The organism is Streptomyces sp. NPDC001513, assembly GCF_042894695.1.
Lineage (GTDB): Bacteria > Actinomycetota > Actinomycetes > Streptomycetales > Streptomycetaceae > Streptomyces.
The window spans coordinates 264,024-278,106 of record NZ_JBIAVU010000005.1 but is presented as its reverse complement, the minus strand read 5'-3'; the positions used below and the strand labels follow the sequence as shown (position 1 = coordinate 278,106).

The 14,083-nt window shown below is 72.1% G+C and carries 13 protein-coding genes; 7 read left to right on the top strand and 6 right to left on the bottom strand.

All coding sequences use genetic code 11. The features are described from left to right. Positions 1–25: 25 nt before the first annotated feature. The 4 genes from ACFYZ4_RS13225 (at position 26) to ACFYZ4_RS13210 (ending at position 5,437) form a co-directional block, all read left to right on the top strand. On the top strand, positions 26–3,190 hold the full coding sequence (locus ACFYZ4_RS13225) for a BTAD domain-containing putative transcriptional regulator (RefSeq protein ID WP_390783933.1): 3,165 nt from the start codon (positions 26–28) through the stop codon (positions 3,188–3,190). Between the two features lie 194 nt (positions 3,191–3,384). Beyond that, positions 3,385–3,603, top strand: coding sequence for a hypothetical protein (locus ACFYZ4_RS13220; RefSeq protein WP_390783932.1), 219 nt, complete (start codon positions 3,385–3,387; stop codon positions 3,601–3,603). A gap of 181 nt (positions 3,604–3,784) precedes the next feature. After that, a complete protein-coding gene (locus ACFYZ4_RS13215; RefSeq protein ID WP_384348662.1) occupies positions 3,785–4,519 on the top strand; it encodes a class I SAM-dependent methyltransferase in 735 nt (244 codons plus the stop codon). 96 nt (positions 4,520–4,615) lie between these two features. Then, positions 4,616–5,437 (top strand): hypothetical protein, encoded by an 822-nt coding sequence (locus ACFYZ4_RS13210; RefSeq protein ID WP_351294870.1) that lies wholly within the window; start codon positions 4,616–4,618, stop codon positions 5,435–5,437. 18 nt (positions 5,438–5,455) lie between these two features. Here the strand turns inward: ACFYZ4_RS13210 and ACFYZ4_RS13205 are convergent, their stop codons facing one another. Continuing rightward, on the bottom strand, positions 5,456–7,066 hold the full coding sequence (locus ACFYZ4_RS13205) for a FadD3 family acyl-CoA ligase (protein ID WP_390783931.1): 1,611 nt from the start codon (positions 7,064–7,066) through the stop codon (positions 5,456–5,458). Positions 7,067–7,160: 94 nt separating this feature from the next. Between ACFYZ4_RS13205 and ACFYZ4_RS13200 the strand changes: the two genes are divergently transcribed. Genes ACFYZ4_RS13200 through ACFYZ4_RS13190 form a run of 3 tightly spaced genes read left to right on the top strand, consistent with a single transcriptional unit; the run spans position 7,161 to position 9,556 of the window. Beyond that, a complete protein-coding gene (locus ACFYZ4_RS13200; RefSeq protein ID WP_351294864.1) occupies positions 7,161–8,312 on the top strand; it encodes a lipid-transfer protein in 1,152 nt (383 codons plus the stop codon). A gap of 3 nt (positions 8,313–8,315) precedes the next feature. Further along, positions 8,316–8,783 carry a Zn-ribbon domain-containing OB-fold protein gene (locus tag ACFYZ4_RS13195; protein WP_390783930.1) on the top strand — a complete coding sequence of 156 codons (468 nt, stop codon included), beginning with the start codon at positions 8,316–8,318 and terminating at the stop codon, positions 8,781–8,783. Continuing rightward, positions 8,780–9,556, top strand: coding sequence for an enoyl-CoA hydratase/isomerase family protein (locus ACFYZ4_RS13190; protein ID WP_351294858.1), 777 nt, complete (start codon positions 8,780–8,782; stop codon positions 9,554–9,556). Before ACFYZ4_RS13195 ends, ACFYZ4_RS13190 begins: the two co-directional genes overlap by 4 nt. Positions 9,557–9,586: 30 nt before the next feature. Here ACFYZ4_RS13190 and ACFYZ4_RS13185 read toward each other — a convergent pair whose 3' ends face one another. From ACFYZ4_RS13185 to ACFYZ4_RS13165, 5 genes are all read right to left on the bottom strand, one after another. Then, positions 9,587–10,093: a hypothetical protein gene (locus ACFYZ4_RS13185; RefSeq protein WP_390783929.1), complete on the bottom strand. Its 507-nt coding sequence runs from the start codon at positions 10,091–10,093 to the stop codon at positions 9,587–9,589. A 387-nt stretch (positions 10,094–10,480) separates the two neighbouring features. Beyond that, positions 10,481–10,936, bottom strand: a complete 456-nt coding sequence (locus ACFYZ4_RS13180) for a hypothetical protein (protein WP_390783928.1) — start codon at positions 10,934–10,936, stop codon at positions 10,481–10,483. 115 nt (positions 10,937–11,051) lie between these two features. Next, the gene (locus ACFYZ4_RS13175; RefSeq protein ID WP_351294850.1) at positions 11,052–12,905 is read right to left on the bottom strand and encodes an alpha/beta hydrolase; all 1,854 of its coding nucleotides are present in this window, start codon (positions 12,903–12,905) and stop codon (positions 11,052–11,054) included. 9 nt (positions 12,906–12,914) lie between these two features. Continuing rightward, on the bottom strand, positions 12,915–13,358 hold the full coding sequence (locus ACFYZ4_RS13170; RefSeq protein ID WP_390783927.1) for a hypothetical protein: 444 nt from the start codon (positions 13,356–13,358) through the stop codon (positions 12,915–12,917). A 170-nt stretch (positions 13,359–13,528) separates the two neighbouring features. Then, positions 13,529–14,023 (bottom strand): peptidylprolyl isomerase, encoded by a 495-nt coding sequence (locus ACFYZ4_RS13165; protein ID WP_351294844.1) that lies wholly within the window; start codon positions 14,021–14,023, stop codon positions 13,529–13,531. Between the last annotated feature and the right edge of the window lie 60 nt (positions 14,024–14,083).

The following is a 14,083-nucleotide window of genomic DNA, read 5'->3' as shown; positions in this document are numbered from 1 at the left end:
CGAACGGAAGGCAGGGGGACGACAGATGGACGGCGTACCGGCCATCCCGCACCCGCGGCAGCATCCCGAGGGAGCCCGGCCCACCACCACGTCCAAACACCCGGCCCCGGCCCCGCGCCCGACCCCGGACGCCGCCACGGCAGCCACGGCCGCCACCCCTTCCGCTCCCGCCACCACGGCCCCTCCTGCCGCTCCGGCCACCCCTGCCGCCACGGCCACGGCCACCCCTGCCGCTACGGCCGCCCCCGACGCCACGGCCACCCCCGCCTCCCCCTCCTCCCCCACCGAGTCCCGCTTCGCCGTCCTCGGCCCCGTCCGCGCCTGGCGCGGCGCCGAGCTGCTGCCCTCCGGCACCCCCCAGCAGCGCGCCCTGCTCGCCGTGCTCCTGCTGCGCGACGGCCGCACCGCCACCGCGCCCGAGCTCATCGACGCCATCTGGGGCGAGGACCCGCCGCAACAGGCCCTCGCCACCATCCGCACGTACGCCTCCCGCCTGCGCAAGGTCGTCGCCCCCGGGCTGCTCGTCACCGAGTCGGGCGGCTACGCCATCCGGCTGCGCTCCGCCGCCACCCTCGACCTCGGCGTCGCCCGCAGCCTCGCCGCCGACGCCGACGCCGCCCGCGCCTCCGGCGACCGCTCCCTCGCCCGGACGCTCCTGGCCCGCACCCTCGACCTGTGGGAGGGCGAACCCCTCGCCGGGGTCCCCGGCCCGCACGCCGAGACCGAGCGCACCCGGCTCGCGGAATGGCGCCTCCAGCTGCTGGAGAACCGGCTCGACCTCGACCTGGAGGTCGGCCACCACGCCGAGGCCGTCTCCGAGCTCACCGCCCTCACCGCCGCCCACCCGCTCCAGGAGCGCCTGCGCGAGCTGCTGATGCTCGCCCTGTACCGCAGCGGCCGGCAGGCCGAGGCCCTCGCCGTCTACGCCGACACCCGACGCCTCCTCGCCGACGAACTCGGCGTGGATCCGCGCCCCGAACTGGCCTCGCTCCAGCAGCGCATCCTGAACGCCGACGCCGATCTCGCCCGCGCGGAGGACCCCGCCCCGGCCGCCGCGACCGTCCACGTGAGGCCCGCCCAATTGCCTGCGACCGTGCCCGACTTCACCGGACGCTCCAGCTTCGTCGACGAGCTCGGCGCCATCCTGTCCGGCGGCGCCCAGGACCAGGTCATGGCCGTCTCCGCGCTCGCCGGGATCGGCGGCGTCGGCAAGACCACCCTCGCCGTGCACGTCGCGCACGCCGCCCGCCCGCACTTCCCCGACGGCCAGCTCTACGTCGACCTCCAGGGCACCGAGGCCCGCCCCGCGGAACCGGAGGCCGTCCTCGGCTCCTTCCTGCGCGCCCTCGGCACCCCCGACACCGCCATCCCCGACTCCCCCGCCGAACGCGCCGCGCTCTACCGCTCCACGCTCGACGGCCGCCGCGTCCTGGTCCTGCTCGACAACGCCCGCGACGCCGCCCAGGTACGCCCGCTGCTGCCCGGCACCGCCGGCTGCGCCGCCCTCGTCACCAGCCGCGTCCGCATGGCGGGCCTCGCCGGCGCCCACCTCGTCGACCTCGACGTGATGAGCCCCGAGGAAGCCCTCCAGCTGTTCACCCGGATCGTCGGCGAGGAGCGCGTGCGCGCCGAACGCCAGGCCGCCCTCGACGTCGTCGGCGCCTGCGGCTTCCTGCCGCTCGCCATCCGCATCGCCGCCTCCCGACTCGCCGCCCGCCGCACCTGGACCGTCTCCGTCCTCGCCGCCAAGCTGGGCGACGAGCGCCGCCGCCTCGACGAGCTCCAGGCCGGCGACCTCGCCGTCAAAGCCACCTTCGAGCTCGGCTACGGCCAGCTGGAACCCGCCCAGCAGCGCGCCTTCCGCCTCCTCGGCCTCGCCGACGGCCCCGACATCTCCCTCTCTGCGGCGGCCGCCGTACTCGACCTCCCCGAGTACGACACCGAGGACCTCCTGGAAGCTTTAGTCGACTGCTCCCTGCTCGAATCCGCCGCGCCCGGCCGCTACCGCTTCCACGACCTCGTACGCCTCTACGCGCGTGCCTGCGCCGAACGCGACGAGCAGCCCCCGAGCGGGCGCGAGGCGGCCCTTGACCGGCTGCTGGACTTCTACCTGGCCACCGCCTCCGGGGTGTACGCCCTGGAACGCCCCGGCGACCGGCTCCCCGCCCACCTCTCCGACACCCACTACCCCGGGCTGGTCTTCGCCGAGTCGCGCGCCGCCCTGGACTGGCTGTACGCCGAGGCCGACCCGCTGCTGGCGTGCGTACGGCAGGCCTCCGTACGCGGCGGCGAGACGCTGGTCCTGCGGCGGGCCGTGGACCTGCTGTGGGCGGCGAAGGACCTGGCCGAGTCCGGGGCCAACTCGCGGCAGTACGAATCGGCCGCCGTCGCCGTGCGCGACGCAGCCCAGGCCGCCAAGGACCCGTACGCCGAGGGCCGCGCCCGCACCACCCTCACCAACGTCCACCTGGTCGCGGGCCGCTTCACCGAGGCCGACGACGAGGCCCGCCAGGCCACCGTGCTCGCCCGCGAGGCCGGCGACCCGCTGCCCAGCTGCTGGGCGCCCAACGACCGCGGGATCATCGCCCTCTACCAGGGCCGGCACGCGGACGGCGAGCAGTACCTGCTGGAGGCCATCAACGGGTTCCGTGCCGACGCCAACAACGTCGGCGAGGCCAGCGCCCTGTGCAACCTCTCCCGCATCCACGTGGAACTGGGCCGCCTCTCCAGCGCCATAGACCTCGCCCAGCAGGGCATCGCCATCTACGACCGGATGGGGCTGACCCTGCGCCTGGCCAACGGCCGCTACGCGCTGGGCATCGCGCTCACCCAGGCGGGCCGGCTCGGCGAGGCCCTCACCCAGCTCACCGAGGCGCTGTCCCTCTTCCACGAGAACCGGCAGCCCCTGTGGGAGGGCGTGACCCACTTCCGGCTCGCCGTCGCCCACTTGGCGGCGCGCCGGCCCACCCTGGCCGCCTCGCACGCCGAGCAGGCGATCGCCCTGCGCGGCATCGGCGGCGAGTGGCGCCGGGCCACCGTGCTGACGGTGCTGGGCAAGGCGCTGCGGCGACTCGGTCAGACGGACCGGGCGCGGGCGTGCTGGCGCGACGCGGAGGCCGTCTTCCGGCAGCTGGGGTCCGCGGAACTGGCCGAGGTGCAGGCCCTGCTAGCCTCGGAGATCGCCGCCTGATCGCGGTCTCACCGCAGCCTGACCTGCTACGACGCCCGTTGAACGAGGCGTTCATCGTTCGTTTATCGCCGGGCGGCACGATAGGTGCATCGACCCGGCGCGTCGGGGGGCACCCGGGTCGGTTGGAGGACTACCCGCTCGGCGGTCATCGGGGGAATCGCCGAGCGGGCCCCACCCATCCACCAGGAGAACCGATGACGACGAACGAGAACATCCTGCCGACCGACGGCGACGGCAAGTCGCTCGACAACCACGCCCCGGGCGTCGACGTCGAGACCCTGGACAACCACGCCTCGGGCATCGAGATCAAGCCGCTCGACCCGACTCCTGCTCCCACTCCGGTTCCCGCTCCGCCGACGCCGGCCGAGGAGATCCAGACGCTGGACAACCACGCGTCCGGTCCGCGCCCGTAACACCCACGCGGCACGACGCAGGGCACGGGGCGCACCAGGCACGAACGCAAGAACGCAATACGTACGGGGGATTCAACGGGGGAACGGCGGTCGCGGTGGCCCGGAGGGGGAGCCACCGCGACCGCCGCACGCGTGCGTCCGGGTCCGCACCGGGTTCCGGCCCGCGGCATAGGCTGGGGGTGTGTTTTCCTCCCACGGACCGAGCGTCCGCGAACTCGCCGTGCAGGGCCTCTCCTCGATCGAGCGCGGCTACGACCTGCTGGCGCCGAAGTTCGACCACACGCCCTTCCGCACGCCCGACCGGATGCTCGACGCCGTGGAGGAGGCCCTCGCCCAGCGGGAGGGCTCCTTCGGTGCCGGGCTCGACGTGTGCTGCGGCACCGGCGCCGCGATCGGCATGCTGCGCAGGCTGTGCCGGGACCGCGTGACCGGGGTGGACCTGAGCGCGGGCATGCTGGCCGAGGCCGGGCGCGCCCACCCGGAGGAGCGCGTGGACTTCGTACGGGCCGACGCGCGGGCGCTGCCGCCCGCGCTCGGGGACTCGTACGACCTGGCGGTCAGCTTCGGCGCCTTCGGCCACTTCCTCCCGTCGGAGCGGCCCGCCCTCTTCTCCGGGGTGCACCGCGCGCTGCGCCCCGGCGGGGTCTTCGCCTTCCCGATCGGCGCCCCGATCCCGGCGAGCTCCCCGGTGTGGTGGGTGGCCACGGGCTTCGACGCGGCGATGCGGGTGCGCAACGCGGTGTGGCGGCCGACCTTCGTCATGTACTACCGGACCTTCCCGCTCAGCGGGGTCCGCCGTGACCTGGAGGCCGCCGGCTTCACCGTGGAGACCGTGCCGCTGGAGCACTTCGGGCGGCAGTCCGGGGGCGCTCCCCGCTGGCGGCTCGTGCTGGCCCGCCGTACCCGCCCTTCCTAGCGGAATCACTGCGTCACCACCGGTGCACGGGACACAATCGGCGAGGGTTCGTCAGCCAGCGCGCTACCGCACCACCCTCACCCTTTGGAGCAGCCGGTGTCGTCGCAGGAAATGCCCATAACGATCACCCCTGAGCAGGCCTCCCACGGGGTGATCCTCCCCGTTCTGCTGCCGTCCGGCCCGGCCCGGCTGCGCATCCCGTCCTGCCGGAACGGCGACCTCGTCCGGGCCCGGGTCGGGGACCAGGAGTTACTGCTGCGCATCCGCGTCTCCAGGGCCGGCGCGACCACCTCGGTGGGTACCGGCACGGCAGCCGGGGTGGGAGCCGCCTTCGCGACCGGTGCCGTCGGTGCGACCAGCGGCGCAGGTGCGGGTGCGGGCGTGCCGCAGCCGGGCCCGTCGTCCCTGGCGAACGGCCGCGGCTGCCTCGCGGCGTTCCTGGTCGCCGCCGTGATCGCCGTCGTCGTCATCGCGGTGAACAACGACCACGACGACGACGCCAAGAACTCCGCCTCCCCCACCCCGACCTACTCGTCCGGCGCGCTGTCCCCGCCCTCCTCCACTCCGTGGTCCGCGGAACCCACCGCCGCCCCGAATCCCGTGCCCACCCGGTACAGCGCGGCGCCCGCTCCGGAACCCACCCCGGAGCCGAGCCCGTTCGACCGGGGCACCTGCCTCAACGGACAGCTGCCGGACTCGACGACCCCGAAGACCGTCACCGGTGTGGACGAGGTCTCGTGCTCGGCGTCCGACGCGCACTACAAGGTGATCGAGAGCATCCCCGGCACCTCGGACATGGAGCGCTGCAGCTCCAACCCCAAGACGCAGTACGCGTTCTCCTACCGCTACACGCGGGGCGCCACCGTCCTCAACCAGTACGTGTACTGCCTGATCGGCCTGGGCTCGTACGCCCGCTGAGCGCCGGCCGGGACGGCACTAGCGGGCCCGCAGCTCGCGCTTGAGCACCTTGCCGCTCGCGTTGCGCGGCAGCTCGGAGACGAACTCCACCGCGCGCGGCACCTTGTAGTTGGCCATCTCCCGCCGGGACCAGGCGATCAGGTCGTCGGCGGTGAGCGTGGAGCCCGGGCGGCGGACCGCGTACGCCTTGCCGACCTCGCCGAGGCGCGGATCGGGGATCCCGACGACCGCGATGTCGGCGATGTCCGGGTGCAGGCCGAGGAGTTGCTCGATCTCGGCGGGGTAGGCGTTGAAGCCGCCGACGATGAACATGTCCTTGATCCGGTCGGTGATGCGCAGGTTGCCGTGCGCGTCCTTGAACCCGACGTCCCCGGTGTGCAGCCAGCCGTCCCGGGTGATCGCCCTGGCGGTCTCGTCGGGGTCCTCGAAGTAGCCCTGCATGACGTGGTAGCCGCGGACCAGGATCTCGCCGGCCTCGCCCGTCGGCCGCTCCGTCCCGTCCGCGCCGACGATCATCACCTCGGTGTCCGGGATGGCCCGTCCGGAGGTCTCGGAGACGATCTCCGCGGGGTCGCCCCGCCGGCACATGGTGACGACGCCGCTGGCCTCGGAGAGCCCGTACGCGGTGAGGACGGTGGCGATGTGCAGCTCGCCGCGCAGCCGTTCGACGAGCCGGAGCGGGACCACGGCGGCGCCGGTGACGACCAGGCGCAGGGCGGAGAGGTCGTGCTGGTCGCGGTGGGGGTGGTCGAGGAGGGACTGGTGGAGGGTGGGCGGCCCGGGGAGCACGGAGATCCGCTCGGCGGCGACGTTGGCGAGGACGGTGTCCACGTTGAACACGGGCTGCGGGACCATCGTGGCCCCGCGCATCAGGCAGGCGATGATCCCGGCCTTGTAGCCGAAGGTGTGGAAGAAGGGGTTCACGATCAGGTAGCGGTCGCCCTCGCGCAGTCCGGCGAGCTCGCACCACACGTCGTAGCAGCGCAGGGACTGGGCGTGGGTGATGACGGCGCCCTTGGGGCTGCCGGTGGTGCCGGAGGTGAAGATGATGTCGGAGGGGGCGTCGGAGGGGATGGACGCGGCGCGTTCGCGGACGGTCGCGGCCGGTACGCGGTCCCCGCCCGCCAGGAAGTCCTTCCAGGTGCGGAAGGACTCGGGGGCGTCCTCGGCGAGGACGACGACCTGCTCCAGGTGCGGCAGCCCGCGCAGCGGCCCGGAGCCGGGGCCCTCGCCGGCGGCCCGGCGCAGGGAGGCGACGTAGGAGGTGCCGAGGAAGGTGCCGGTGACGAAGAGCAGCCGGGCCCGGCTGCTCCGGAGGACGTACGCCGCCTCCGCGCCCTTGAACCGGGTGTTGAGGGGGACGAGCACCGCGCCCGCCGAGACGGCCCCGAGGGCGGAGACGATCCACTCCAGGGTGTTGGGGGCCCATACGGCGACTCTGTCGCCGGGCTCGACCCCGGCGGCGATGCAGGCGGCCGCGGCGCGTTCGACGCGCTCGCCGAGGCGCGCGTAGCTGATGCGGACGCGGCCGTCGACGACGGCCTCCTGGTCGGCGTACCGTACCGCTGCCGCCCGGACGAGCCCCGCGATACTGCCCCAGCGCAGGTCTGCGCGTGCGTCGTCGCCCATGCGTGTCATCCTCCCGCGAACCCAGTAGCTGACTATCCGTCAGATTAGCTGTAGCCTTCGCGGCTGTCAGTACTGGCGCACTCCGGAGGTGGCGATGGCGGCAACGCTCAAGGACGCTACGGCGATAGTGGGCATCGGGCAGACCGCCTTTGCCAAACGACTGCCGCAGTCCGAAAAGGAACTGGCCTGCCGGGCGATCCTGGCCGCCCTCGCCGACGCCGGCATCGAGCCCTCCGAGGTCGACGCCTTCTCCTCCTACACCATGGAGGAGACCGACGAGGTCGAGGTCGCCAAGGCCATCGGCGCCGGCGACGTCACCTTCTTCTCCAAGATCGGCTACGGCGGCGGCGGTTCCTGCGCCACCGTCGGCCACCTCGCCTCCGCCGTCGCCACCGGCCAGGCCACCGTCGGCGTCGCCTGGCGCTCCCGCAAACGCGGCTCCGGCCCCCGCCCCTGGAAGAACACCGCCGTCCAACTGCCCACCCCCGGCCAGTGGACCCGCCCCTTCGGGCTGCTGCGCCCCGCCGACGAGATCGGCATGCTGGCCCGCCGCTACATGCACGAGTACGGCGCCACCCGCGACCACCTCTTCAACGTGGCCATGGCCTGCCGCAACCGGGCCAACGCCAACCCGGCCGCGATGATGTACGAACGCCCGCTGACCCGCGAGATGTACATGACCTCCCGCATGATCAGCGACCCGCTGTGCCTCTTCGACAACTGCCTGGAGACCGACGGGGCGCTGGCCTGCGTGATCGTCTCCGCCGAACGGGCCCGGGACTGCCGGCAGAAGCCCGTCTACGTGCACTCCGTCGCCCAGGGCCTGCCCTCCCAGCACCACGGGATGGTCAACTACTGGAACGACGACCCGCTCTCCGGGCCCGCCTGGACCGCCGCCCGCCACCTGTGGAAGCAGGCCGACTTCGGGCCGCAGGACGTGGACGTCGCCCAGATCTACGACGCCTTCACCCCGCTGATCCCGCTCTCGCTGGAGGGCTACGGCTTCTGCGGGCGCGGCGAGGGCGCCGCCTTCACCGAGGGCGGGGCCCTGGAGATGGGCGGCCGACTCCCCATCAACACCGGGGGCGGCGGCCTCTCCGAGGCGTACGTGCACGGCTTCAACCTGATCAACGAGGGCGTCAAGCAGCTGCGCGGCATCTCCACCGCCCAGGTGCCGGACGCCGCGACCTGCCTGGTGACGGCGGGCGAGGGTGTCCCGACGTCCGCGATCCTGCTGAGGAGCTGACCGATGACCACCGCATCCGAAGCCGCCGCCGAGGCCGCGGCCGAACTGCTCCTGCCCGTCCCCGACGAGGACGGCGCCCCCTTCTGGGAGTACGCCGCGCAGGGCGAGCTCCGCGTCCAGGCCTGCGCCGCCTGCGGCCGGCTGCGCTTCCCGCCCCGCCCCTGCTGCCCGCACTGCAGATCCTTCGACAGCGAATGGCGCCGGATGAGCGGCCGTGGCCGGATCTGGTCGTACGTCCGGCCGCATCCGCCGCTGCTGCCCGCCTACGCCGCGCAGGCCCCGTACAACGTGGTCCTCGTGGAGCTCGCCGACGCCCCGCACATCCGCCTCGCCGGGAACCTGGTGACCTCGGCCGACGCCCCGCTGGACTCGATGGACCCGGCCCGGCTGCGCATCGGCGCACGGGTCCAGGTGGCCTTCGCCGACATCGGCGGGATGGCCGTGCCGCGCTGGCTCCTGGAGAAGTCGTGACCGTACGGGTGGAGCGGGACAAGGCGACCGGGGTCGCGGTCGTCACCCTGGACCGGGAGCGCAGGCACAATGCGATCGACCTGGCGACGGCGGACGAACTGAGCGCGGTGTGGCGGGAGTTCCGGTTCGCCGAGGAGGTGCGGGCGGTGGTGCTCACGGGCGCCGGGACGGCCGCCTTCTGCACCGGCATCGACCGCGGCGTGGACGTGCCGCAGCCCGGGTCCCCGTACTCGACCGACGATCCGCTGATCGCGATCGGCCCCAAGGCGGGCGACCTGTGGAAGCCGGTGGTCGCCGCCGTCAACGGCATGGCCTGCGGCGGGGCCTTCTACCTGCTGGGCGAGGCGGAGTTCCTGATCGCCTCCGATACGGCGACCTTCTTCGACCCGCACACGACATACGGCATGGTCAGCGCCTACGAGGCCGTCTACATGGCGCAGCGCATGCCCTTCGGGGAGGCCGCCCGGATGTCCCTGATGGGCACGGCCGAACGGCTCTCGGCACGCCGGGCCCACGAGATCGGGCTCGTCTCGGAGCTGACCGCGCCGGACGGGCTGCTCCCGGCGGCCCTGCGGGCGGCGGAGACCCTGGCCGGCTTCCCGACGGAGGCCGTGCAGGGCACCGTACGGGCCCTGTGGTCGGCGAAGCAGGCCGCCCTCCAGCAGGCGCTGGCCCAGGCCCCGGCGCTGATCGCGCTGGGGAACCTGGCACCGGAGCGGCAGGCGGACCTGTTCGCGGGCCGGCGCGGGGCGCCGGAGCCGCGGGTGCGGTAAGGCGGGGCAGGGCAGTGGGCAGGGCGGAGCCTAGGCCCGCTCCACCGCGCCCACCAGGCAGTTCTTCACGTCCGCGGCCTTGCCCGGGGTGGTCATCGGGACCACGACGGTCCGGCTCTCGCGCGCCTTGAGCGTGACCTTCACGGAGCCGGCGTCGAGGGTCGCACCGCCCGCACCGCTGAAGGTCACCGGCACCCGCACGGTGCGCTCGATGGGCTCGGTGGAGATGACCTGGACGGCGGCCCCCTTGGCGTCCGCGCCGACGCAGCTGACGAGCACGGCCCGCACGGGCGCCGACGTCGTACTCGCCGAGGCCGTCGGGCTGCTGCTGCTCCCGCTGCCGTGGCTCTTCTTCTTGTTGCTCTTGCTCTTGGAGCTGGAGCAGCCGCCCCCGCTGCCGCTGCCGCTGCTGCTCTTGCTCTTGCTCTTGCCGCTGCTCCCGCTGCTGCTGCTTCCGCCGTGCGACGAGAATCCGGTCAGTGCGAACACCACGGCTATGAGCACCGCGGTGAACCTGATACGACGCCCAGCCACCATGGCCCGAACCCCTCCCTGGACAACGGCGGGCCACGCTATCAGCGCACCGCCACACCGGTAACCGGCCGGGACCGGATCGGCTCCGCCCGCCCCGCATGCGCGGCGAGGGCTCCGGGCGTAGCGTCGTGGTCAGGACCCCTGTCTCGAGGGGCCGGGCATGATCCGCACCGTACTCGGCTCGCTGACGGGTCTGATCGGAGCGGCGGCCGCCGTCCGAGCCCCTTCCGTGCCTGGTACGACGGCCGTCACGGACGCGACTACCGCGTCCGGGAGCTCTTCACCGCCGCCGGGATCACCGATCACAGGGCCGCCCTGTTGGGCTAGCTCTCCGTCATGCGCGGCCGCCTCACCCGCCGACGGAGCGCCCCTGACGCGGCGGGGTCAGGGTCAGTACTGGCCGTCGAGGTCGGAGGCCGAGGCCGCGCGGAAGCAGGCGGAGACGACCTTGAACAGGAGCATCGACTGCCCGGTTTCCGTCTTCCTGCGGCCCGTTACGTGCACGTCGAACTGCTCGGCCTTGTTCTCGGCGTAGATCTCCGGGTCCTGGGCCTGGCTGTTGGCCTTGCCATCCTTGGTGATCTTCCAGCCGTTCTCGCCGAGGGCCTTGCGCAGGTTCTGCATGCCCTCCTCGACCTGCGCGTCGGAGATCTCGTACACCGACCAGGGGTGCTCCGTGGCGAACAGGTCGTCCCCGTGCTCGCTGCAGCGCGACACACTCGGGCCGGGCTCGGTCACCTTGCCCTTGACGCCGGTCATCTCCAGCAGGCGGCTGGAGACCTGCTTCGTCTTCGTGCGCGCCGGACCGGGATCCATCCTGACGGGCTCGTAATTCAGTTCTTTCACGTTCGAACACCCCATAGACAGCACGGAAAGCGATCCGGCAAGGACGACAGCGAGAGCCTTGATCCGCAGAGATCCGGAAACCCGGCGGCCGGCGACCCGGTCCCGGGTCTTCGTGTCAGCCACGGGTGACCCTGTCGTAATGACCGGCGACGACATTCGCCTGATTCTCAAGACTCTTCGAGTCCTTCCTCCAGTAGTCCCCGTGATCATTGGCGTCGTTTTCCATGATATGGGCCCCGAAATCCTCGTCGGATGGCACGTTCGACCCCCACGCGTAACCGAAGGGCAGGAGCTCCTCGTACCAGTGGGCACCGCCGCCGAGCCCGGCCGCCTTGCCGCCGGCCGGCACCTGGTCCTTGGTGAAGCCGGCCGCCTCCGACCACACGTGGTCCGCGCCGACGTCCAGGTCCTTGGCGTGGCCGACCAGCATGCCGGGGCTGCCCACGGCGATGATGTCGTCGGTGCGCAGGTCACCGGCGTTCGATGACGCACCCACGACCGTGCTGCCGTAGCTGTGGCCGATGAGTGTGGTGTGGCTCTTCTCGTCGCCGCCCTGGACCTGCTCCAGACCGGCCATGAAGTGGTTCAGGTCGGGCGCCGCCGTGTGGGCGTACTTCTCCATCATGGCCGCGGGGACGATGCTCTGCGGGGCGTCGTAGCCGATCCAGGTGATGGTGGACACGTTCTCACCGGGGAGCTGGGCGTGGGTCTCCTTCCACAGCTTGGACATGTGGCCGATGTAGGTCTCGGACTTCGTGATGTCGGTGTACGTACCGGGGACGAACACCGCGGTGTGGGCCGCCGTGTCCGGGTTGCCGTTGGCGACGATGGCCCGGCCGCCGCCCTTGGTGTCGAAGCCCAGCAGGTACGCCTCGGGCAGGCCGTCCGTGCCCGTGGCGTCGAACCGGGCCTGGATGGCGTTCATGCCCTTGAGGTTCTTGTCCAGGAAAGCCTTGTCCTTGGCGTACTTCTCGTCCCACTCCGACCAGGCGGGGTTGAGTACGACCGCGGGGTAGTCCCTGCCCGAGGGCACGTACTTCTGCGGCTGCGGGGGGATCCCGTCCAGCCTGATCTGGAACTGGGCCTTGGTCTCCGCCAGTACGGTGCGGTTGGCCTCGTCGCGGACGACCGAGGGCAGCCCGTCCATCGCGCCCACCTCCGCCCCGTTCAGGGACAGGTACGCGGACTGCTCGTCCGGGCTCAGGCCCTTCCACCAGTCGGCGTTCGCCTTAGGGTCGTCGCCCTTGGGCGGGGGCTTGATGTGGTCCAGGTAGTCCTTCGCGCCGCTGCGGACCTCGGAGGTGTCGCTCTCCACGTCCGCCCAGTCCTTGTCGGAGACGACCAGGTCGTCGTCCGCCTTGAGCTTGCGCAGTTTGGGCGCCCACAGGGCGTCGGCCTCGGTCGCCTCGGCGACGGCCTGCGCGATGTGGTTGGCGATCTCCACCGCCTTGCCGAAGTTCGGATTGGGGTGGATGTTCGCCGCCTGCCGCTCCAGGGCGCTGGACAGGTCGTTGGCGTCCTTCGTGGGGTCGATCACGTTCCCCGAGGGCTTGCCCTTGGCGCTGCCGGTGACGGTGCCGCCCTCGGGCAGCTTCCCGTCCTTCTCCGTACCGCCGGGCGGGTAGGTCACCGAGCCGTCGGCCCCCACCCTGAACTTCTGGTGCTCCGCGTCCTCAACGGCGTCCGCGAGCTTCTTCTTCGCCTCGGTCATCGCGGCCGCGAACGCCTTCAGCGAGGTCGCCGCCAGGCCGCATTCGACCTGCGTGTAGTGGAAGTTCTTCGCCAGTTCCCGGAGCGATCCCAGCGCCGCCTCCAGGGCGACGCCGTCGAGACCGGCCCGCAGTCGCGCGGATATCTGGCCCTCGGTGTCACCGTACGCGTGGTCCGCCATGTCGCTGACGGCCTTGAACCCGTCGGCCGCCTCGGTGAACTCGGACGGTTTCAGGGCCACGAGTGCTGCGTAGTCCATGGTTTGGGCTCACCGTCCCCCGCCGCTGCCGCCGGTGGCGGGTGTGTCCTTGTACTGCCCGTTGATCTGCGCGAGGCTGCCCTTGATGGCCTCGTCGTTGTCGTACTGGCCCTTGCCGGCCTTCTCCAGCGGCCCCTGGAGGCCGGTGCACTTGCCCGACAGGCTCTCCAGGTACGTCTTCCAGGACTGGTACAGCTCCTGGTGCGCGGTGGCGCTCTGGACGCCTTCGACCGCGGCGCCCTTCTGACCCGTCTCCAGTGCGCCCAAGGCGCCCTTTATGCTCGTCGACAGGCCGCCGAGGTCCTGGCTCGCCCGGTTCCAGACGGTCCGGTCGGACGTCAGATCGCCGCTGCCGCCTCCGTCAGGTGCCGCTGCGGCGCTCGCGAGGCGCATGTCCACGCCGGCCGCCGTCTGTTGTTTGAGCCCTGCCCACTCCGTGTCGAAGGTCGTCATGCCGAATCGGCCCCCGTAATCGCGATTGCTCTGATCAAGAGGTCATCCTATGGACACATGCGAGGGTGATCCGGGCGGCGGTGCCGATGTCGCTGTGATGTCCCGGACATGGCGGCGGCCCCGGCCCCCGGGTGGGGGCGGGGCCGGCCGGCCGGGATGGTGGGTGGGGATCAGGCCTCGACGACGCCCGAGGACGCGATCTCGACCTTGCCCTTGGGGGCGCCGGACTGGGTGCCCAGGGCCTCGATCTGGTCCACGAGCTCCTGGCCCGAGACGACCTCGCCGAAGACGACGTGCTTGCCGTCGAGCCACGTGGTGACGACCGTGGTGATGAAGAACTGCGAGCCGTTGGTGTTGCGGCCGGCGTTCGCCATCGACAGCAGGTACGGGCGGTCGTGCTTCAGCTGGAAGTTCTCGTCCTCGAACTTCTCGCCGTAGATGGACTTGCCGCCGGTGCCGTTGTGGTTGGTGAAGTCACCGCCCTGCAGCATGAACTGGGGGATGACGCGGTGGAAGCCCGAGCCGGCGTAGCCGTAGCCGTTCTGGCCGGTGGCCAGCTCACGGAAGTTGCGCGCCGTCTTCGGGACGACCTCGTCGAAGAGGGCGAAGACGATGCGGCCGGCGGGGGCGCCGTTGATGGTGATGTCGAAGTAGACGTTGCTCATGGGGTCCATCCTGTCACTCCCGGTGCGGTGCGCTACCCGGCGGGGCCGCAGCCCCGCCTC

Bases quoted from the DNA above. Each gene is read 5' to 3' on its own strand.
- ACFYZ4_RS13225 (WP_390783933.1), top strand. From the start codon at position 26: ATGGACGGCGTACCGGCCATCCCGCACCCGCGGCAGCATCCCGAGGGA.
- ACFYZ4_RS13220 (WP_390783932.1), top strand. From the start codon at position 3,385: ATGACGACGAACGAGAACATCCTGCCGACCGACGGCGACGGCAAGTCG.
- ACFYZ4_RS13205 (WP_390783931.1), bottom strand. From the start codon at position 7,066: ATGGGCGACGACGCACGCGCAGACCTGCGCTGGGGCAGTATCGCGGGG.
- ACFYZ4_RS13200 (WP_351294864.1), top strand. From the start codon at position 7,161: ATGGCGGCAACGCTCAAGGACGCTACGGCGATAGTGGGCATCGGGCAG.
- ACFYZ4_RS13195 (WP_390783930.1), top strand. From the start codon at position 8,316: ATGACCACCGCATCCGAAGCCGCCGCCGAGGCCGCGGCCGAACTGCTC.
- ACFYZ4_RS13185 (WP_390783929.1), bottom strand. From the start codon at position 10,093: ATGGTGGCTGGGCGTCGTATCAGGTTCACCGCGGTGCTCATAGCCGTG.
- ACFYZ4_RS13175 (WP_351294850.1), bottom strand. From the start codon at position 12,905: ATGGACTACGCAGCACTCGTGGCCCTGAAACCGTCCGAGTTCACCGAG.
- ACFYZ4_RS13170 (WP_390783927.1), bottom strand. From the start codon at position 13,358: ATGACGACCTTCGACACGGAGTGGGCAGGGCTCAAACAACAGACGGCG.
- ACFYZ4_RS13165 (WP_351294844.1), bottom strand. From the start codon at position 14,023: ATGAGCAACGTCTACTTCGACATCACCATCAACGGCGCCCCCGCCGGC.